Source organism: Paenibacillus aceti, from assembly GCF_003614185.1.
In the GTDB taxonomy this organism is placed as follows: Bacteria; Bacillota; Bacilli; order Paenibacillales; family Paenibacillaceae; genus Fontibacillus; species Fontibacillus aceti.
Genome location: NZ_KZ987724.1, coordinates 3,713,702 through 3,735,466 on the forward strand (window position 1 = coordinate 3,713,702; position 21,765 = coordinate 3,735,466).

General features: G+C 44.2%; 11 protein-coding genes and 1 pseudogene. 1 reads left to right on the forward strand and 11 read right to left on the reverse strand.

Going from position 1 to position 21,765, the window contains the following annotated elements; translation table 11 throughout:
- Positions 1-742: 742 nt before the first annotated feature.
- The 5 genes and pseudogenes from BFJ94_RS16730 to BFJ94_RS16750 all read right to left on the reverse strand — a co-directional run.
- A pseudogene (locus BFJ94_RS16730) lies at positions 743-1,307 on the reverse strand (IS256 family transposase); the annotation flags it as partial.
- A gap of 408 nt (positions 1,308-1,715) precedes the next feature.
- Positions 1,716-3,983 (reverse strand): glycosyltransferase family 2 protein, encoded by a 2,268-nt coding sequence (locus tag BFJ94_RS16735; protein ID WP_229717106.1) that lies wholly within the window; start codon positions 3,981-3,983, stop codon positions 1,716-1,718.
- Positions 3,984-4,017: 34 nt separating this feature from the next.
- On the reverse strand, positions 4,018-5,661 hold the full coding sequence (locus tag BFJ94_RS16740) for a class I SAM-dependent methyltransferase (RefSeq protein WP_162944310.1): 1,644 nt from the start codon (positions 5,659-5,661) through the stop codon (positions 4,018-4,020).
- A complete protein-coding gene (locus BFJ94_RS16745) occupies positions 5,658-6,878 on the reverse strand; it encodes an ABC transporter ATP-binding protein (protein WP_120463679.1) in 1,221 nt (406 codons plus the stop codon). Before BFJ94_RS16745 ends, BFJ94_RS16740 begins: the two co-directional genes overlap by 4 nt.
- A gap of 21 nt (positions 6,879-6,899) precedes the next feature.
- Entirely contained in the window at positions 6,900-8,264 is a 1,365-nt protein-coding gene (locus BFJ94_RS16750) for an ABC transporter permease (protein WP_120463680.1), read from the reverse strand.
- 150 nt (positions 8,265-8,414) lie between these two features.
- Between BFJ94_RS16750 and BFJ94_RS16755 the strand changes: the two genes are divergently transcribed.
- Complete coding sequence (locus BFJ94_RS16755) at positions 8,415-10,874, forward strand: O-antigen ligase family protein (protein ID WP_120463681.1); 2,460 nt, start codon at positions 8,415-8,417, stop codon at positions 10,872-10,874.
- 31 nt (positions 10,875-10,905) lie between these two features.
- Here the strand turns inward: BFJ94_RS16755 and galU are convergent, their stop codons facing one another.
- The 6 genes from galU to uvrB form a co-directional block, all read right to left on the reverse strand.
- Entirely contained in the window at positions 10,906-11,790 is an 885-nt protein-coding gene (gene galU, locus BFJ94_RS16760) for a UTP--glucose-1-phosphate uridylyltransferase GalU (protein WP_120463682.1), read from the reverse strand.
- A gap of 152 nt (positions 11,791-11,942) precedes the next feature.
- Positions 11,943-12,137 (reverse strand): hypothetical protein, encoded by a 195-nt coding sequence (locus BFJ94_RS16765; RefSeq protein ID WP_229717109.1) that lies wholly within the window; start codon positions 12,135-12,137, stop codon positions 11,943-11,945.
- Positions 12,138-13,013: 876 nt separating this feature from the next.
- Positions 13,014-15,602 (reverse strand): U32 family peptidase, encoded by a 2,589-nt coding sequence (locus BFJ94_RS16770; RefSeq protein WP_120463684.1) that lies wholly within the window; start codon positions 15,600-15,602, stop codon positions 13,014-13,016.
- A gap of 290 nt (positions 15,603-15,892) precedes the next feature.
- The gene (locus BFJ94_RS16775) at positions 15,893-16,102 is read right to left on the reverse strand and encodes a DUF2759 family protein (RefSeq protein ID WP_120463685.1); all 210 of its coding nucleotides are present in this window, start codon (positions 16,100-16,102) and stop codon (positions 15,893-15,895) included.
- Positions 16,103-16,658: 556 nt separating this feature from the next.
- On the reverse strand, positions 16,659-19,523 hold the full coding sequence (uvrA, locus tag BFJ94_RS16780; RefSeq protein WP_120463686.1) for an excinuclease ABC subunit UvrA: 2,865 nt from the start codon (positions 19,521-19,523) through the stop codon (positions 16,659-16,661).
- A gap of 40 nt (positions 19,524-19,563) precedes the next feature.
- Complete coding sequence (gene uvrB, locus BFJ94_RS16785) at positions 19,564-21,555, reverse strand: excinuclease ABC subunit UvrB (protein ID WP_120463687.1); 1,992 nt, start codon at positions 21,553-21,555, stop codon at positions 19,564-19,566.
- Positions 21,556-21,765: the final 210 nt, after the last annotated feature.

A 21,765-nucleotide genomic window follows, 5' to 3' on the forward strand; every position in this document is an offset into this window, starting at 1 on the left:
GATATATTTTGATGATCTGTAAATGGTATTACATATTCAGTTTGATTAGTCGATGTATTGACGACATACGAATCTGATTCGTTAAATGAGTATTCATCTGGAGCAAAAAAAACCTGAAGGCGGTCATTATTAATTTTATAATTTAAAATTAATTTAATTTGAGTAATATCAACATTTATATTTTTGAATTCTAGCTGGGGATCATTATTTAACGAAACAAACGTGGATGGGCCAATCTTTTTTTAAGTTAGTACCCTCCCCTTTCTCTACATCTAACGTGAGATTAGTTGTTTCATTATATAGTGACTTAATGAATCCCATATTTGTAACTCCTAAATAGATTAACGTAATACTAATACATGCTATAATGATTCCGATAACGGCTTTCCTTCCAAACGGTAATTTCACCTTTATTCTCTCCCCTAATCGCTACTCTTCTAATTGATTATTGATTAAATATCTCTGGTCTTTAAAGCATTATTCATAAATGAGTATTTTCCATAATTCCAAATTCGCATCATTCAATCATTTTTTTAAATATAAATATAGATAAAGCGGTTGATTTTTTGAGCTACATTTTACAACATAATTACGATAAGATATTTTACCAACAAATGTTTGCAAACATTTATCGGGTAGCGTCAGGATTTTGTGTAAATAAAAATATCCTAGTCTTGTAGAAGATGGTGCTAGTACTTGGAGGAGAACTTAGCTAGTAAATCGGAACGAGCTTTAAAGTAAATTTCCACTTACCACAGAAGGTTTTTAGAGCTTCTTTACCAGCTTGCTCATCATCTGTTCGGTACACCGATTTAAAGTCTTCATAAATCTTGGCACGATCAGATAAACAGACTTTATGGGGCAATGCTTCGTGCTAAATGAATACAAAACGTTTGGTACTTTGCCTTCGGATAGACTTCTCCAATAGCGTCTAAAATGCCTACCAGTCCATCTGAGATTAAAGAGAAGGACTTCCTCTGTACCACTTTCCTGCACGTCTTGCAGAAGTTCCTCCCTTACATAGGCCGATACAGTTGGCGTAATGGCACAGGTTAAGACTTCTTTGGATCCATCCTCACAAATGCCAACCGCCAGATATATGGCTTCCTTTGACACGGTTTCACGCTTAACAGCAATGTAAGATGCATCTAAATAGACGCAAACATAATGTTTCGTTAAGGCTCGTTTCATAAAAGCTTCTTCGTGTTCGACCATAACCTTAGTCATGTTAGATACGGTTTGGGGTGTGTAATGTCCGTACATTTTTCGATCAGGTCCGAAATCTCGGTCATGGTCACATCCTTCTGGTTTACGTATCTCAATTTTTTTAGATTTATCATCTTAAAACTGTTTACTCCGTATGTCAAAATTATACTTGTGAAACTTAGACATAGAACACCTAAAACGGTACTTGTTACAGAATTGCCTCACCAATTGAAAAAGTAATCTTAATATTGATATTGCAAATTGTCCTTACATACCCTAACAGATATAGCATCTTCCGCTTGTCGATACACAGCATATTCTTCAGCAATTGATAGTGTAAAATGCGTTAATAGAAAACTGTAAGCAAGCAAAGCTATAATAATAATCCCACATAATAACTTATTATTTTTCAAGTAATGTAGAAACGACTGGAATTCAATTTTTTCTACTAAGTCATTTCTGACCGATTTTGTTCTTACCACCTATTTATATAGTAGGCATCAATTCCCCTAAAAAGATACTTTCAAATAAAAAGCCCTATCACTCTCTAATGAAAGATTAATATTATAAAATGGATCTCTCTCGATAATGCCAGGCCATTTTGATAACATATAATTAATCTCTTTCGTAAATCTCTCCCTTTTCTCAGGAGTATCCTCAGCGCCTCTAGTTTTCGACTCATGATGGTATAAACTTATACTATTTAGGCACACATTATAATATCCTTGATTCATTAGCTTAAGGCAAAAATCAACATCATTAAATGCAACAGATAGTTCCTCCTCTAGCCCACCAACCTCGTAAAACACTTCTTTCCTAACCATCATACACGCAGCAGTGACTACTGAGTAATTACGATTTGAAAGTAACATTCCAAAATAACCAGGATCAAATTCATTACATGTTCTAAATGCATGTCCAGCTACCCCGCCTAACCCCATAATTACGCCAGAATGTTGTATGGTGCGATCTGGATAATAAAGTTTTGCTCCGACTGCACCAGTATTACTGCGTAATGAGTAACCAACCATTTCATGTAGCCAATTTGGACTTATAACCTCTATATCGTTATTTAGCAGTAGTATTAAAGAGCCTTTAGACTCTTGGACAGCAAGATTATTAATCTTTGAATAATTAAAAGGAATATCCAATGTCAAAATATGAAGTTTCTTGCCCAGTACTCCCTTCCACTTTTGGAATATATCAAATGTTTGTTTTTCCTCACTGCCATTATCAGCAATAATTATTTCATAATTACTATAAGTTGTTTTGTTAATAATAGATTCTATACATTTATCTAAAATTAACCCCATGTCCCTTGTAGGTATTATAATTGAAACCATTGGTTCTTCTTTCAAGTAATAATGCAGACGATAGATATTTGAGTATCCTTCTATTTCTTGAACTTCCCCTTCGATATTTCTTCTACGCAGTGTATCTTCTAATGCTTTAATTCCAGCAAAATGGGTATAGTTTTTTGCCCCAGAACCGGAAGCAGTTGATTCCGGGATCGTTCTCCAATGATATAATATTTTGGGAATGTGATAGATTTTTGTTGTTAATTCCGTAAGTCTTAAAACCAAATCAAAATCCTGGCTACCTTCGAATCCTTTTCTAAATCCTCCTATTTTATCAACAAGACTCTTGCGATATACTCCCAAGTGGCAAGTGTACATATTAGAAAGTATGAGATCTGGAGACCAGTCTGGTTTGAAATAAGGAGAATGTCTCTCTCCATTTATTCCTATCTTATCTTCATCAGAATAAATCATATCCGCATCGGTATATGTATTTAGAAGCTTAACAACCTCATACAAAGCATTGGTCGCCAATTCATCATCGTGATCTAATAATGCAATAAATCCACCAGTTGCTATTTCGAGTGCAGAGTTAGAACTTTCTGATATATGTCCATTTTTTTCTCTATAAACAACCTTTATTCGTTCATCCTTCTTTTCATATTCGGTTAAAACCATTTTTACATGTGGTTTAGTAGATGCATCATCAGATATGCACAATTCCCAATTGCCATAAATCTGATTTATTACCGAATCAATACACTTTCTTAACCATACCTCATCAACATTATAAACAGGAAGAATTATTGATATTAATGGACGATATTCTAAAAATTTTATTTCTTTTATCATTTCATCAATATTATTATTTTCGTTATAAGAAATCCATTTCCCATAATTATCACTATTATTTTGATTTCTATTCTGAAATGCTCTTATTTTTTGTTTCATACCAACTAAACCTTCAGATTTATATGTGGTTAAAAACTTATTTGTCATGGTTTTAAATGTATAACGATAGCCTTGCTGATTACATAGTTTTATGACACTCGCTATAAAAATGTAATATTTTATAGTTTTCCTAATTTTTATTTTTTCAATATTAAATCGACTTTCTTGTTCCCCTGGATCTAGCCTTAATCTTTTAGTACCAAGAGGAACATGAAATATCGTTTTATAATGATTTGTTCCAATTTTAATAGAATCTAGCATTAAACTTTTTTCTTCGGAAAATCCCGTTCCTTCATCCAAATATAACTTAACAGGAATAATTTCATCACTAATGGAATTAAACGTTAATATATTCCAACCACAAAAAAATCTACCTTCTAGCAGAAATGCAGGGTCTATTCCAGTGGATATCCATGTACCATCGGCATTTTCTAAATCAGAAATTGGGGATAATTTCATTCGTGATCTTAATTGAAGTGCCCCTGCTAGAGCTGTTAACCCCCTATTAATTATAGACTTAATCTTCAATGTTATCCTCCTCATGTAAATCGCAACAAAAACCTTACTTACCCAAAATTTTTCTTAACTTAACAATTAAAGCCCACGCCTTTGATTCGTATATTCCTTTTAGTTCCTCTTCCATCGCACATATTCTATTGTTTAATTCGATATTTTCATTTCTGACTTTATCAGTAGAGATTTGTAAGTGATTTTCTTTCGAAAGACTTTCAATAAGCTCTTTTTCCTTAAGTGTTAGCTTTTTATTCAATTCATTATTTTCATTTTTAATATTATAAATCACCTCATTAAGCTCTTTCTCTTTAGACAATAACTTATCAATTAGTTCTTGCCTTTCTGTTTCTAGGTTCTCTGTTAAAAGTCTATTATTTTCTATTTCATTCTTTATTGAAATATTTTCCGCAAGTTGTTCACTATATTTGGTGTTTATCGAATTAATCTCATTCTCTTTATTTGACAATATATTTACAAAACGATAAGCAATTTCACTCATAGATAATTTAGAAACTGTTATCTCAAGCTCTGATACGTTAACCTTCCCATTTATACTTAATACAATGTTCGGGTCATTCTTCTCAAACATAAAAATGCTGGAGTCTTCAAAACTATAATTACCAGATATCTGATATTGGGTTACTTTTTCCTTATTAACATTATTTAATTTTAAAATTTCAATTTTGTATAACCCATGATAATTTGAAGGATCAATTCTAATCGCCTGGACATTCTCATAATTTACAAGACTCGTTGCAATATGCATGGACGATTCTTCATCATTATACTGATAGCTTTCACTCTGTGGCTCATTAAATCCTCTTCCTGTATCAACAAAAATTTGGACTTTATCATTACCGTTTTCTTTATCGTTCCTGTTTACCATAGAAAGTAAATTGTAAAATATTTTTTCCAATATATTGAGCTTTTCAAGTACACTTTCAGATATTTTACTATCCGATATTTCTAATCTAGGGCATTTTCTTGACTTTTCAATAATAACAATTTGTCGATAAGAATCTTCCGTATAATCATTATCAAATAATTGAGAATTATAGAACTTATCGATTTCTTGGCGATACGATGCCAATCCAGGATTCTTCGCTGCAAAAAAATGAATAGACATTAACCTTTCCCATATGCTAATGTCTCCATGACCAAATATCTTATATTTTATATTTTTTGAGGAAAGGTAAGACTTCAGAATATCTTTATTTGGAAGGCCATTATCCATATGTTCCTCAAGCCAGATAAAGTTCTTATTAAATAAACTTTTGTAAACTGTATTTACTCTTGATTCCGCAGCCACTGTTTGTGAAGAGTAAAATGGCGCAGTAATCACACAAAGTTGAGAACTGACGCGGTATAACTCATCTATAAATTGATTTCTTTTTTGTTCGGGAATATGCTCAAAGACATCCAGCGCAACAATTACGTCGTAATAATTATCTGGAAAATCCATTTTTGTAGCGTCACCAAGAATATACTTCGGGTCATTAAGTAATTCCTCTGGCAGTTGAATATCTAGATAGGTTATGTTATCAAGAGGTAAGAATTTTTCTAAATTACGGTGTTCATTCGCCCCTACCTCCAATATATGGAACGTTTCATTCCCCATACGTAAATTATCGATAATTCTTTTTACATTGTTATATCTTTGAAATTGATCGAAAGAAGCATCTATCTTGGTCATTGTATCACTTCCCATCTATGTTTCATGTATACCAGTCCTTCTGAAATATATTTATTAGTGATAACAAACTCTTTAGCACTCTCTTTATAACTTAGGCATACTATCCCTTCATTATTAAATATTCCTACATCGATACAAAACGTACCACCTAGTAAGGGCAGACTAGGTATTATATATTGTACTTTATGTCTCCCAAGTGTATTTGGAATATCAATTTTCTCTAAATGTGTGTTAGGGCCAAAAATATATTCCCGATCAGGAGTGTAAATTGCTACACCTAATAACAAATCATCTATAATATCTTCATAGACTTCGTATTCAACTTCAACTATTAACTCATCAAATGTTTTAAACCTCTCCTTGTTTAGTTTTACATTTGTAATCGAAGCTAGAATAGTAGGGTCATCTGGTTTCACAAAATCAATCTGCGGGCTTTCAAGCACACTTTGCTCTAGTTGAGTCTCTTTGCCTGATTTATATTCCGTACTGTATTTCATGAAGTCCTCGTACAAATCAACTATTTCAGATGATTCTCCTGTCGCTTGTATTACCCCATCTTTAAGCCATATGGCATTATTACAGAATCTCTTCACTTGCTCAGTTGCGTGCGATACAAAAAGAATCGTAGTTCCCTGACTTTTTAATTCTTTCATTTTATCTATACATTTTGTTTGAAATCTAACATCACCTACAGCTAAAGCTTCATCAACTATTAATATATCGGGCTCAACATTGATAGAAACTGCAAATGCTAGTCTAGCAAACATTCCGCTTGAATAAATCTTAACTGGCTGCTCAATAAAGTCACCAATATCAGCAAATGAAATGATATCGTTCATTCTCTGATCTATTTCTTCTCGTGTATAACCCATCATCAGACCATTTAAATAAATATTCTCTTTACCACTATATTCGGGATTAAAACCAGCACCAAGTTCTAATATTGCAGATATCTTCCCTCGAACCTCTATTGTTCCACTTGTAGGAGACAAGACGCCAGTTATAAGCTTTAATAATGTCGATTTTCCCGATCCGTTTTTTCCTAAAATACCAATTGCATCGCCTTTGTTTACCTTGAGGGAAATCCCATTTAAAGCTTTAAATTCCTTATGGTATATTTTATGAGTAAAAGACAGTGCTTCTTTTAATCGCTCCAAAGGTTTATCGTACAATTTGTAAGTTTTCACAACATTTTTAATTTCAATTATTCCATCCAAATTCTACTCCACCTTTACTACTTATATCACATCCGCAAAATGTGGTTTCAGCTTTTTAAAGCTATTAACCCCGATAACAAAGGCAGTTACACAAAATAGCCAAAAATAAATTGTATAATAGGGGTGATCTATAAAAGGTACATTTCTAATAAATGTATCTCTATAACCCTCTACAATATAAAACATAGGATTCAGCTTAAAAATTTTAACCCAAGAATTAGATAACATAGTAGGTGGCCAACCTATTGGAGTAAACCAAAAGCCTATTTGAAGCACTATTATAATAATCTGGTTTAAGTCTTTGAAAAATAATACAAAGGTTGATGTCAATAACGATACCGAAAAAGCCAGTGCAATGGTACAAAGCAAATAATAAATTAACTGAACATTATAGAAATCAGGATAATATCCATATCCAATATACATAGCAAAAATAAATATAATGAAAAATAGATGTACAAATAAAGCAGAAACTATTTTCACTACTGGCAGCAATTCAATTTTAAACACTACCTTTTTTACAAGATAGCTGTACTCTGAATATACATTTGTTGCTCCAGTTAACGCCTCTGAAAAGAAAAACCACGGAATTATTGCTACAATAAACCATAGAATAAATGGAACATCTGATACATTTCCACTTCTTAACCCAACCTGAAAAACAAACCAATAAGTTACTATTGTAAGTAAGGGTTGTATAAACCCCCATACTATCCCCAAATAAGAAGAAGCATATTTGGTCTTGAAATCATTCCTCGCTAAATTGAAAATTATACTTCTCCCTCTATAAATTTCTCTCATATACTTGCATATATCTTTAGTTGAATTAACAATATATAAGCATACCAATGTGGTTAACAAGCTTAATAAGGCAGCCTTAACTTTACTGGTGATATCTGAACTATTTATAGCTGTATCAAGAAGTGACTTAATGTCTAATGTTAAAAACGGGTCTTTATCTAAAGCTTTTATAGTAAGATTATTATCCTGCTGTTCTATAATCTCCAATTGATTTTTTAGATTAATAGCATCTCCAAGAGAAACATCTACATTAGAAGTTCCGATTAAACGAACATTTTTAACACCAATTATTGCCTCGTGGTTACCCAAATCCGTTCTTATGGAATATATATTCTTAGGAACTACATATTTTATAGTTTGCCAAATCCCAGGTTTATCATAGGTCTGATGAATCGAGTTTTCCTCTGACCACTCTTCATCCTCTTTAGTAGAATAAAAAAGTTGATAGTCATCTAAAAGATCAGATTTAACTTCAAACTGAAAAACCAACACTGAATTTTCTCGTTGATATACAGTAAACATGTTAAAAGTAAGAAATAATAAAATTAATCCTAAAACGATAAGAATTACTTTTTTAAAGTTCATTTAGATACCCCTTATTGAATCCAACATTCACCAATTTATTTCAAATCTACTTGTGAATTTAAATTAAATATAAAAAATGTAGTAGATTATACTTACATCCCCATCATATGCTAAAATACTAACGTATCTACTAGCAAAGGAGATAAATACGTGTCGAATCCAGTATACGGGAAAAAGGCCTCGCAGTCGAGAAAAGGGGGAAATTTGTCTGCGGCGGTTTGGGTGTTGTTGGTTGGTTTGATTCTGTTTCTGGTGTGGTCCCCTTTCCAGGCCGGATTGTTTAATGGACTTGTGCTTAATTTTGAGAAACCGATTCTTTGGGCCGTTCTGATCGGCAGCTTGCTGATGATCGTAGGGGTCTGTTCCTATTTTAAAACGATGAAGTTAGAGGATCAGAGGGATTGGACGGCGGCCTTGGTGCTGCTCATCCCGATTACGTATATGCTTGCGCTGATCTCGGCGGCTTCTCAGTATTTTGCGATAAATGCGGTACTGATTCAATGTCTCTATGCATTCATGTTCGTTATCGCGCTGTATTTATTGCAAAACAAACAGGCGAATGCGACGATCGAGACTTCGATCATCACTGTCGCTTACATCATTGTTATGTTCGGTCTGTTCAACTGGCTCGGTCAAGGCAGAACGGTGTCTGCAATTGTCGGCTGGTTCACGCCAACCGTGATTGATGGTCAGTACAATCAGGCGATCTGGATCGATGCCAACGGTCCACGGCTGGCCTCGGTGTTCCAGTATCCGAATACATACGCTGCGTTCCTGATGGCTTTTCTGTTCGTTGCTATATTCGCCATTACGCGGTCGAAGAGATGGTGGGTTCAGGCCATTCACGCTTTCATGCTCGTGCCGATGGCTCTGTCGATTCTGCTCACCCTGTCACGCGGGGGGCTCGTCTTCCTGCCGGTCGTATTCGTCATACTGCTTCTGTTCCTGAAGCCGGCCAAGCAGCTCTTGTGGATTCTGTACTGCATCATCGCCGGGTTGGGAACCCTGCTGATCGCTAAGCCGGTGACTGATCTGGGGCAGCAGTTCCATAACGGTCAGATCAATGACCCAGCCAAAGGATGGCTCTACGTCCTTGCAGCCTCCGTCATCATCGCCGTTGTAGCCTGCTTGATCCAGCGTTTTGTCGCGCCATCTCTGGAGAGAGCAACTGACAAATGGGCTGCGAAAAAGCTCGGCAACCTATGGCTGCCTGTCGGCTCAGTCGTAGCCGTTGCGATTATCGCCGCTCTATTCCTGGGAACGAATCTCAAGCATGTTCTCCCGGGCAATATTGGCGAACGTCTGGAAAATATCAACTTGCAGCAGCACAGTGTATTGGAACGCTTCACCTTCTACAAAGATGCTGTCAAGGTGCTCAAGGATTATCCAGTGATCGGAGCAGGCGGCGGTTCTTGGGCTTCCATTTACGAGAAGTACCAGAATAACCCGTACACCAGCCGTCAAGCTCACAGCTTCATCATGCAGTATTTAGTAGAAGTCGGAATCCTGGGCTTCATCATTATGCTAGGGTTTTTGTGCTTTATTTTCTATAAATATATCCGTGGGTATATTCGCTCGGAAGAGCAGAATCGTGATTCGTACTTCATTTATTTTATTATAGTATTCTCGATTCTGATTCACAGTCTGATGGACTTCAATATGAGCTATGTGTTCATCGGTATGCTCGTATTCATCGGTCTGGGTGGTATGGCCGCAGCCATGGATACCCACTCTGCAACACGGGTGAAGGTGAAGGCCTCGGCGTGGCGCGGGGTATACAGCACCGTCTTGGTGCTTGGCTCTATCGTTCTGATCTTTATGTCCATTCGCTATATCCAGGCTAACAATGCCATCGTCAAAGGGCAGACTTTAATGTCCAGCAGCAATGATTATCAAGAGATCAAGGCACCGCTTGACGACGCTTTGAAGAAGCGTAGCGGTCATCCGAATGCCGTTCTTAGCATGAGTACCCTGCTTCAGGCCGGATACGAGCAGACGACGGATGAAACCTTCTATAATGAAGAGTACAATCTTCTTACCAATGCTCTGCACAAAGAGCCTTTCGACAAAAATATGTACGCCAAACTCATTACCCTCTACAAGCTGAAGGGCGAGACGGATAAAGCCTATGGCGTGCTCAAGGACAATGCAGATCGTTATGCTTGGGATATGAGCTGGTATGAGGAGTTGATTGCTCAATCCTTTGAATTGGGTTACCAGGCCTTAGGTGAGCAGAACATCGCTCTTAAGGATAAATACTTCCATAATGGGGTCAGCGCATACCAGCATGTAGTGGATGGAGTGGAGCATCTTAAGACATTGCCTGAAGGGCAAATGCAAGGGAATCCATTCGAGGTCACGCAGACGATGGCGCTCAATGCCGGGAAAATGCAGTTCATGCTCGGGCAGCCTGAGGCAGCGGCTCAAATTCTCAAAGCAGGTATCAAGGAAGATCTCACCGAGCCGACCAATCAGGAAATAGCCCGTTGGTATCTGGCTGCATTGCAGCAATCAGGGCAGAACGATCAGGCGGTCTATGATCAATTAATTCAGATCGACCCTTCTCTAAAGGAGCAAATCGATCAATTAGCCACACTGAACTTCAAATAAACCAATATGATAATAAGAAAATCGGTCTCTCCTAAGAGAGGCCGATTTTCTTATCTTCTAATACACTCTGCATATAAGCTAGTAAATCCTCGCGCAGCTCCTGATTCTCCAGAGCATAATGCAAGGTCGTCTTGATAAAGCCGAGCTTCTCACCGACATCATGGCGGGTTCCTTCGAAATCATAGGCAACGATCCGCTCAAGCTCGCCCAGCCGGGAGATCGCATCCGTCAACTGAATTTCTCCGTTCACCCCGACCTGCTGCTCGCCGAGAATATCAAAGATCTTCGGAGTTAATATGTATCTCCCCATGATCGCCAGATTGGAAGGCGCCAGATCTGCAGCCGGCTTCTCCACTAATTGCTTCGCCAGATAGACACGGTCTCGTAACGCCGAAGCATCCACAACCCCATATCTCGATACTTCCTCCCAAGGAACCGGCTGAACGCCGACTACAGAGGCACGCTCATAATTGTATACGTCCATCATCTGCTTCAAGCATGGAACCTCAGATTCAACGATGTCATCACCGAGTAGCACAGCGAACGGCTCATCGCCGATAAATTTACGGGCGCACCAGATCGCATGTCCCAGTCCCTTCGGCTCTTTTTGCCGAATATAGTGGATATCCGCCATTTCCGAGGACTTGCGCACTTCCTCAAGCAGATCCCATTTCTTCTTCTCGCTTAAGTTATATTCCAGTTCGAAGGAATTATCGAAGTGATCCTCGATAGCCCGTTTGCCCTTACCGGTAACAATGATAATATCCTCAATCCCGGACGCTACCGCTTCTTCCACAATATACTGGATCGTAGGCTTGTCCACAATCGGCAGCATTTCCTTCGGCATCGCTTTGGTGACCGGGAGGAATCTCGTTCCCAGACCCGCTGCAGGTATGATCGCTTTCCGAATCTTCATCTATCCCTATCTTCCTTTCCTCTAACTTCTACATGTTGCCATTATATCACAGATAACCACAAATACAGATAAAAAAAGCCACCCCCAATGACATATTTTCCTGTCACTGGAAGCAGCGGTTTGAATGTAACTGGCCAACGTATTATCACTGATTAGATCCAGAATTTGCGAATCGTGAAGCGCTGAGAATCTTCCTCATGTCGGACGCCGCGGCTCCACGGTTCCGGAGTATGAAGATGGCGCTCGACCCCGTACTCAATCTTGTGGTACTGCTGATCGCCGTCGGCCTCAATACGTCCATTAGCCTTTGTCACCAACGTTTGCATCTCGAGGAATCCTTCCAACATCACATTCACCCTCCTACAAAAATAGGCTAGCCGATGAAGAAAGCTACTAGTTTGGCTACGCTTTCATTATATCACATAAATTTTACCTTGATGACTGATAGACAACGATTATCGCAGGTTTTAGCCTTGTTTTCACACAGTGTACATAATTGATATTTGTCTGTCCACGGCGGAAAAACAACCGTCTTCCTGCCAAATACTTCATGCCATAAAAGAAACCAAGCAGGGGCTGTCTTTCAAGTCGATCTTCCTACTTGAAAGACGCCTCTTTTGCGTGCCCCAAATGGGAACATCCCCCTGTTCTGTCCGGATCACTTTAGACACGGACATAAATGTCCGTTAGCGTTGATTCTGTGGCACCCCGCCCTTGTAACGGACATAAATGTCCACTACAAAGGAAATAGCCGCCAAAAATGGCATTTTATGATCCTAAGGGTCAAAAGTGTCCGTTAGAGGAGCGTAGTGGTTGTTTTCAGGCTCTAACGGACATTTTTGACCGCTAGATCAGTAGAGAGCCCTGACCGACCATGTCTCTCGCGCCACGCAAGCTTAATAGACGTTACGAAGATCGAAGCCGACGCGAATAAGTCTGCAACATGGGTCCTGTTCAAATCTCTCGATCAGAATCACCAGCTCCCGACAGGTCGGATCTGTCGCATTCCATAGATAAACGACCGAGGGCCCGCCATGATTCAGAATCTGATTCTCATTGCTGCAGAGAAAGGAACCAAATTACTACAGAGGCAGGAATGATCACGAAGGAATGCTTCGCTCAGATCTGTAATCTATATGAGGATATGGTCGCGGAAATCGAAATGCTTCAAATGAAATACCCCCACTGAGATCCCAGTGGGGGGGATTGAGCCTGTACGGCCTTTATTTAACTAGTTGTCCGCGGGTTACGCCGAGCTGATTCGTTGCTTTTAGCGTGCGCCATACTTGCGTACCGCTGATCTCGCCGCGAAGCGCACGGGTGTACAGATCGATCACCTCATGTACTTCCTCCGGTGTCTCTTCCAGGAACTCGACGCGATATCTGGACACACCCAGCTCAAGGAAATGGCTCAAATATTCCGCACCGGATTGCTCGATCGCATTATAGACTGTATTGCGGCAGCCCTCATCGACACGGACAGGGTGAGACATGCCGATCCGGTCCTGCAGTGAAGCGCGATGCTCCTCGCAAGGACGACCGCAGTTCGTATAGTTCGTGCCTTCACTAAGGAAGGTGCAGTATACGCAGTGCTCCGTATGGTACATCGGCAAATGCTGATGAATGACGATCTCCAGCTGATCGGTCCTGCACGCGCCGAGCAGATCAACCATCTGCTGGATATTCAAGTCATAGGATGGCGTTACTAGGTCACAGCCTGCTTCGAGGAACAGCTCCACCGCTTTGTGATTGGCGATATTGAGCGAGAAATCGCCGATTAGCTGCGGGTGAAACGCAGCCGGGTTCTCCTGCCGGTGGCGCAAGTAATAATAGAGCGCACCGGTGTTGCGTACGAGAACTGCGTCCGGCTGCAGACGCAGGATGTTGTTATGATAGCCGTTCTCGCCTGGCATATGGATGCGCGGCGTCGCCAGCGCAATGCGCTTGCCCGCGGCCCGAACGGCATCCACCGCTGCCGGGAACTGCTTGATGAACTCGAAGTCGGCGTAGATCATATCGACGCCGGCCTCGAGCGCAGCCTGCACCTGTGGCAGGCTGCGGCACAACGCGGTGAGCTCCGCTTCACCGCGAGCCACCGCGCGGCGCTGCGGCCTAGCCGCAGCCGCAGCGCCCGCGCCATGCGGCCCCTCGCCGTGCGCGGGGCCGCGATAGCCGCCGCCAGCGCCACGCTGGGCGGCGTCCGCCCCGGCCGCCCGTGTCACGTACACGGGCGGCTTCGGCCGTTCGCCGGCTAGCAGCTCCGCTGCGCGCCGGCGAACGCTGTTCAGCTCGCGGATCGGCAGGATGACGTCGCCTTGCAGCTCCGTCTCCAGCCGCTCGAGCTGGAACAGCGTGCCGCCGAGTCGGCCCAGTTGCTCCTCCAGGAGCGCCTGGTCCATCGGCCGTTTCTGGGCGACTTCGAGCAGCAGCTCGGAGTCGACCTGCACCGTCACTCCCTTCTGTACATCTGTCCAGAAGGTCTTGAGCGGCTCGCCAGCTACGCCTACGACACGGACATGAACCGGGAATACCCGGTAAGGCTTGTCCGTCTCGAACGTCTGGCGTAGCCGCTTGTCCAGCGCCGGATCATTCGTCTTCCAGATCCGGTCTCCGACATGGACGCGGCGCAGATCGATATCATGCCGCCCCGGCACAATATCGACGATCCAGCTCTCCCCGGCTTCGCCCTCGATCTTCACGCCCTTCCGGCGCAAATCATAGACACGTCCGCCCTCTTCCTTCTTCGTCGGGTCGCCCGCATCAAAGACAATACCGTCCCCCCGCTTCAGCGGAGCCTCCAGTCGGCAGACTACCCCGTCGCGCAGGATCTGCTCGACGCGTCCCAGATACACCCCGCGGCTTTTCGGAAAAGTCCCGTCTACTAGCTTCTTATTATTCGTCCCCTCCAGGAAGCCATGCGTGAAGCCCCGCGAGAAGCTCTGCTGCAGCTCGCGCATCTCTTCCTTGGACGGAGCGCTGTTATCCCCGTCAAAATACCGATCAATCGCCTTCCGATACTTGCTCACCACATTCGCTACATATTCAGGACTCTTCATACGCCCCTCAATTTTAAAGGAAGTGACCCCCGCTTCGATCAGCTCTGGCATCAAATCGATGGCCGCCAAATCTTTAGGCGAGAGCAAATAAGCGACATCCCCCATCGGCTTCTGAACCCCATCTACAATCAGGTCGTAAGGCAGACGGCAAGCCTGCGCACACTCCCCGCGGTTCGCCGAGCGCCCACCCCACATCTCCGAGGTTAGACACTGTCCGGAATACGAGACACAGAGCGCCCCGTGAACGAACACCTCCATCGGCAGCTTCGCCTGCTCGCCGATTTTCTGAATCTGCTTCAGATTGTTCTCCCGGCCGAGCACGACCCGCTCCATATCCCAAGGCTTCGTGAACTCCACCGCTTCCGGCGATGTCATCGTCATCTGCGTCGAGCCATGAATCGGAAAATCCGGCGACAGCTCGCGAATCATTTTGACCAAGCCCAAATCCTGGACAATGACCGCATCTACCCCGGCTTCGATACACGCCTCAATCAGTTCATGAGCATCCGCCAACTCGTCCTCGAACACCAGAATATTAAAGGTTAAGAACCCCTTCACTCCATAGCTATGCAGAAACGCCATAATCTCCGGCAGCTCGTCCATCCGGAAATTATTCGCCCGAGCGCGGGCATTGAACTTCTCTACTCCAAAATAAACCGCATCCGCCCCGTTCGCCACCGCTGACCGCATACAATCCCAGTCACCAGCCGGCGCCAGCAGCTCCACATCCTGTCTTGTGATCCCTAGCTTGCTCATATATATCCTCCCGCATGAATCCTGCTGATTCATCGCATTATTTATACTTCGATGATGTTCTTTAAATTTGAGATTCCTATAACCTTATTATTTTAACAGACATTGTCGCCAGACTCTAGCAACAATCCATGCCAGTTTACCTGTTCAACACCATAATAGCATCATCATCGTCAGATTCCCCGCGACATATCCACAACTCCAACACCACTCCAAAAAAAGAAGCAAGAGCCCCTTTCCGGTCCCCTGCTTCTTCTCACTTTATAGTCATCATGTTCTGCCTTGTATGTAAGTTAACTGAACCAAGCCTTGATCATAATCGCATCAGATGCCAGGAAGACAAGCAAGCTGATGATGCCAAACCCAATCGCGAATTTGTTCTTCTTCGGACGCTCCCTTAACACGCGGATTACCCCGATCAGAATAATAACCGTAAACAATATCATGAAAATATCAAAACCGTTAAAGGTCGATGTTGTCTCCCCCGCAGCAGCGAGTAACATAGCGTACCCCCCTCTGATCTTAATTCGCTTTTTTCCATCTTCTTATATGTTATCTTCCTCCCCCGCCGGATGCAAGAGAAAAGTCAAAAAAATGTTAAATTTTCCTGCGAAACAGGCTTGTAAACCTCCACTTCCATCCTTGTATTGTGCAAAATCTAATTGACATCTGCTCTTCGGGCAAAAATCCCTGCTAAAATGCAGGCTTTTATCCAGAAAATAAGCCGAAATTGAAAATTCCTGCGATTATGCAGGCTTTCCCCTGGAATTAGCCCGATTTGACGATATTTAGCGGAAAAGCCTGCATTTCTGCAGGAATCTTCCCAAAACAGGCCATTTACTTTGTTAAAGCCTGCATATTTGCAGGCTTTTTAGAGATCTCGTGTCGCAGAACATAGCGATTCCAAACAACTGCCCGGTTTTTTCACCATTCCTCCCCCAAAGACTCGTACTTCCCCAGCTTGATATACCTCTCCATGACTGACGGCCCTATCTATCCACAGCAAAAAGCCTGCCGAGAGCTCTTCCTCCTCTCAGCAGGCTTCAAATCACCAAAACTCTATTCAGCGGTAGCTGCAATCAATTCCTTGGTTCGCTCGGTATCGCGTTTAAGTACCGGGCCAAGATATCGGCCAGTATAGGATTCCTCTACCTTGACGATATCCTCCGGCGCGCCGGTAGCAATGACGGTACCACCGCCATCGCCGCCTTCTGGGCCAAGATCGATCAGATAGTCGGCGGTCTTGATCACATCGAGATTATGCTCGATGACCAGAACCGTCTCGCCAGAATCCACCAGACGATGCAGCACCTTGAGCAAGCGATCGATATCATCGACATGAAGCCCTGTCGTCGGCTCATCGAGGATATAGATCGTTTTGCCCGTACTACGGCGATACAACTCGGACGCCAGCTTCACCCGCTGCGCTTCCCCACCGGACAAAGTCGTCGCTGGCTGTCCCAGATTGATATAGCCCAATCCCACATCCATCAGTGTCTGCAGCTTGCGATGAATCTTCGGAATGTTCTGGAAGAACTCCGTCGCATCCTCGACGGTCATTTCCAGTACATCGGCAATACTCTTGTTCTTATATTTCACTTCCAGCGTCTCCCGGTTATAACGCTTGCCCTTGCAGATTTCACAAGGTACGTAGACATCAGGCAGGAAGTGCATCTCAATCTTAATGATCCCGTCGCCACGGCAAGCCTCACAGCGGCCGCCCTTGATATTGAAGCTGAAGCGCCCCTTCTTATAGCCGCGGATCTTCGCCTCATTCGTCTGCGCATACAGATCGCGAATATCGTCGAATACCCCCGTATAGGTTGCCGGGTTGGAGCGCGGCGTACGACCGATTGGCGACTGGTCGATATCCACGACCTTATCGACATGCTCAAGGCCTTTGATCTCACGATATTCGCCTGGTCTCACCCTCGCCCTGTTCAGATCACGGGCCAAGGTTTTATACAGGATCTCATTGACCAAGGTCGATTTGCCTGAGCCGGATACACCTGTCACCACCGTGAAGACACCGATCGGGAACTTCACATTGATATTTTTGAGATTATTCTCCTTCGCACCCTTCACTTCAAGCCAGCGCCCATTCGGCTTGCGTCTCTCGGCCGGAACAGCAATGAACCTCTTACCGCTCAAATATTGCCCGGTCAGCGATTTCGGATCATTCATCACTTCCTCCGGCGTGCCTTGCGAGATCACCTCTCCGCCATGAATCCCTGCGCCCGGTCCGATATCAATAATATAATCCGCCGCCAGCATCGTATCCTCATCATGCTCGACAACGATCAGCGTATTCCCGATATCACGCATATGGGCCAGTGTGGAAATCAAACGGTCATTATCCCGCTGATGCAAGCCGATACTCGGTTCATCGAGAATATAGAGCACACCCATCAGGCTTGACCCGATCTGAGTGGCTAGCCGAATCCGCTGTGCCTCCCCACCGGATAGCGTGCCTGCGGCGCGGCTCATCGTCAAGTAATCCAGCCCCACATTGACCAGGAAGCCTAGACGGCTGTTGATCTCCTTGAGGATCAGACGGGCGATAGCGAACTCCTTCTCGCTCAATTGCAGGCCATCGAAGAATTTTCTCGCCTCGCCAATCGACAATGAAGTCACATAGGCCATATTCTGATCATTGATCGTTACAGCCAGACTCTCTTTCTTCAAGCGATGTCCCTTACAGGTTCCGCATGGCTTCGAGCCCATGAAGCCCTCGATAAATTCGCGGATGCCCTCCGAGGCCGTATCACGGTAACGCCGTTCCAGATTCGGAATAATCCCTTCGAAGGTCACCATCGCGTCCTTGCTCATGCCAAAATCATTCTCATAACGGAAGCGAACCTTAATATCGCCTGTCCCATAGAGCAGCTTGTCCATCTGATCCTTCGTCAGCTCCGACACCGGCACATCCATCGGAATATCGAAATGCTCACATACCGAACGCAGAAACTGCGGGTAATAGTTCGAAGTTCCGCCAGCCCAGGCCTCAAAGGCCCCATCTTCGATACTCTTGGAACGATCCGGGACCAGCAAATCCGGGTCGATGATCATCTTCATCCCGAGGCCATCGCATTCCGGACAAGCCCCGAACGGACTGTTAAAAGAGAACATCCGCGGTGACAGCTCTTCCATACTAAAGCCACAAATCGGGCAGGCAAAAGTAGAGCTGAAGCGCAGCTCCTCCTGACCGATAATATCGACGAGGATTTGTCCGCCTGACATTTTGAGCGCCGTCTCGATCGAATCGGCAAGCCTGCTCCGCACATCCTCCTTGACTACAATCCGGTCCACGATGACCTCAATCGAGTGCTTCTTGTTCTTCTCTAGCTCAATCGTCTCGGATAAGTCGCGCTGTTCGCCGTCAACACGGACACGGACGAAGCCCTGCTTGGAAATCTCGTTGAACAGACTCTTATGCTCACCCTTCTTGCCCGACACCACCGGAGCAAGAATCTGCAAGCGGGTCCGCTCTGGATACTGCATAATCCGATCGACCATCTGTTCGACAGTCTGCGAAGTAATCTCAATCCCATGCTCTGGACAATGCGGATGTCCAACGCGGGCAAATAGCAGACGCAGGTAGTCATAAATCTCCGTCACCGTTCCGACTGTGGAACGCGGGTTACGGCTGGTTGTCTTCTGATCGATCGAGATGGCTGGCGACAGCCCCTCGATGGAATCCACATCCGGCTTCTCCATCTGTCCGAGGAACTGCCGGGCATAGGCGGACAGCGATTCAACATAACGGCGCTGTCCTTCGGCATAGATCGTGTCGAATGCCAGAGAAGACTTGCCTGAACCGCTAAGTCCGGTCAGCACAACGAAGCGATCGCGCGGAATCGTAATATCGATATTCTTCAGATTATGTGCCCGTGCGCCTTTGATTACAATGTTCTCAATAGCCAATAGGTTTCATCTCCTTGAACCTTCTGTATATTCACTGCTTTTATTCCGCCTTAAGCTCCAGAATCACATCGCGCAGTTCAGCAGCCCGTTCAAATTGCAAATTCTTGGCTGCTTCCTTCATTTCAACCTCAAGCCGCTTGATGACCGACTCGCGGTCGCGCTTGGACATCTTGCCCTTGGCATCGGCCAGATAATCCGTCTTGCTCTCCGCTACCTTGGTCGCTTCAATTACATCTCTGACCTTCTTGCGAATGGTCTGCGGCGTAATGCCATGCTTCTCATTATATGCGATCTGGATCATGCGCCGGCGCTCGGTTTCCTTAATCGCACGGTCCATTGAGTCCGTAATATGATCGCCGTACATCAGTACGCGGCCATCCGAGTTCCGCGCCGCCCGGCCGATCGTCTGAATCAGCGAACGCTCGGAACGCAGGAAGCCTTCCTTATCCGCATCGAGGATCGCCACCAGCGAAACCTCCGGCAGGTCAAGACCTTCCCGCAGCAGATTGATCCCGATCAATACATGGAAGGTACCGAGCCGCAGATCACGTAGGATGCTCATCCGCTCCAATGTCTTAATATCAGAATGGAGATAGCGCACCTTGATTCCGACCTCTTTTAGATAATCCGTAAGGTCCTCAGACATCTTCTTGGTCAAGGTCGTCACCAGCACCCGCTCATCCTTATCGATCCGGTCGTGGATCTCACCGATCAGATCATCGATCTGCCCCTTGGTCGGACGCACCTCGATCACTGGATCAAGCAGGCCTGTCGGACGGATAATCTGCTCTGTCATCCTATTGCAATGCTCCAGCTCATAGGGCCCCGGCGTTGCCGAGACAAAGATCATCTGCCCCGCCTTCTCCTCGAATTCCTCGAACCTGAGCGGTCGGTTATCCAGCGCTGATGGCAAGCGGAAGCCGTGATCCACCAGCACATTCTTGCGCGCCTGGTCCCCGTTGTACATCGCCCGAATCTGCGGGAGAGTCACGTGGGACTCGTCGATCACGATCAGCATATCATCAGGAAAATAATCCATCAGCGTATAAGGAGTTGCCCCCCGTTCACGGAAGGTCAGCGGTCCAGAATAGTTCTCAATCCCCGAACAGAAGCCAACCTCCTTCATCATCTCGATGTCATAACGGGTCCGCTGCTCCAGCCGCTGAGCTTCCAGCAGCTTGCCCTCGGAACGGAAATGCTCCAGCCGCTCCTCCAGTTCACGCTCGATATTTACGAGCGCCGCCTTCATCGTCTCCTCTTGCGTAACGAAGTGAGAAGCCGGAAAAATCGCAACATGATCCCGTTCCCCGACCAATTCACCGGTCAGTACATCGATTTCAGTAATCCGGTCGATCTCATCCCCGAAGAACTCTACCCGGATCGCATGCTCCCCTTTGGAAGCCGGGAAGATCTCAAGCACATCTCCACGCACACGAAAAGTCCCGCGTACGAAGTTAATATCATTCCGCTGGTACTGGATATCGACAAGCCGGCCCAGAATCTGGTTGCGCGGTCTATCCATCCCGACCCGAAGCGATAGCACCAGATCCCGATATTCCATCGGCGAACCGAGGCCGTAGATGCAGGATACGCTCGCCACGATCACAACATCCCGCCGTTCGAACAAGGAGCTGGTCGCCGAGTGTCTCAGCTTATCGATTTCTTCATTAATGCTGGAGTCTTTTTCAATATAGGTATCTGAGGAAGGAATGTACGCTTCCGGCTGATAATAGTCGTAATAGCTGACGAAGTAATCAACAGAGTTGTGAGGAAAAAATTCTTTGAACTCGCTCGCAAGCTGCGCAGCCAGTGTCTTGTTATGGGCGATCACCAAAGTTGGCCGATTCAGCCTGGCAATGGTATTAGCGATGGTGAAGGTTTTACCCGTGCCCGTCGCCCCTAGCAGCGTCTGGTACTTCTTGCCCGCTTCGACGCCTTCGACCAATTCGTCCACAGCCTTCGGTTGATCCCCCTGCAGCTTATATTCGGAGACGACTTCAAATTTATTGTTACTAAAGACAATATCGCTCATTGTCCAACATCACCTTTATCGTTAAAATGAAATACTAGAGGTCATCATTAGACAGCTTGTGACAAATTTCCATCAGAGGTTATTCAAAAAACCCCCTTTGAATCCGAAGTAAATCATGAAGCGATTCACTTATAAACAACCCATCCCTAAAAATGTAAAATAGGAATGGATGTTCCCGTACATTATATCTTTTTTATGAGATAGATGCAA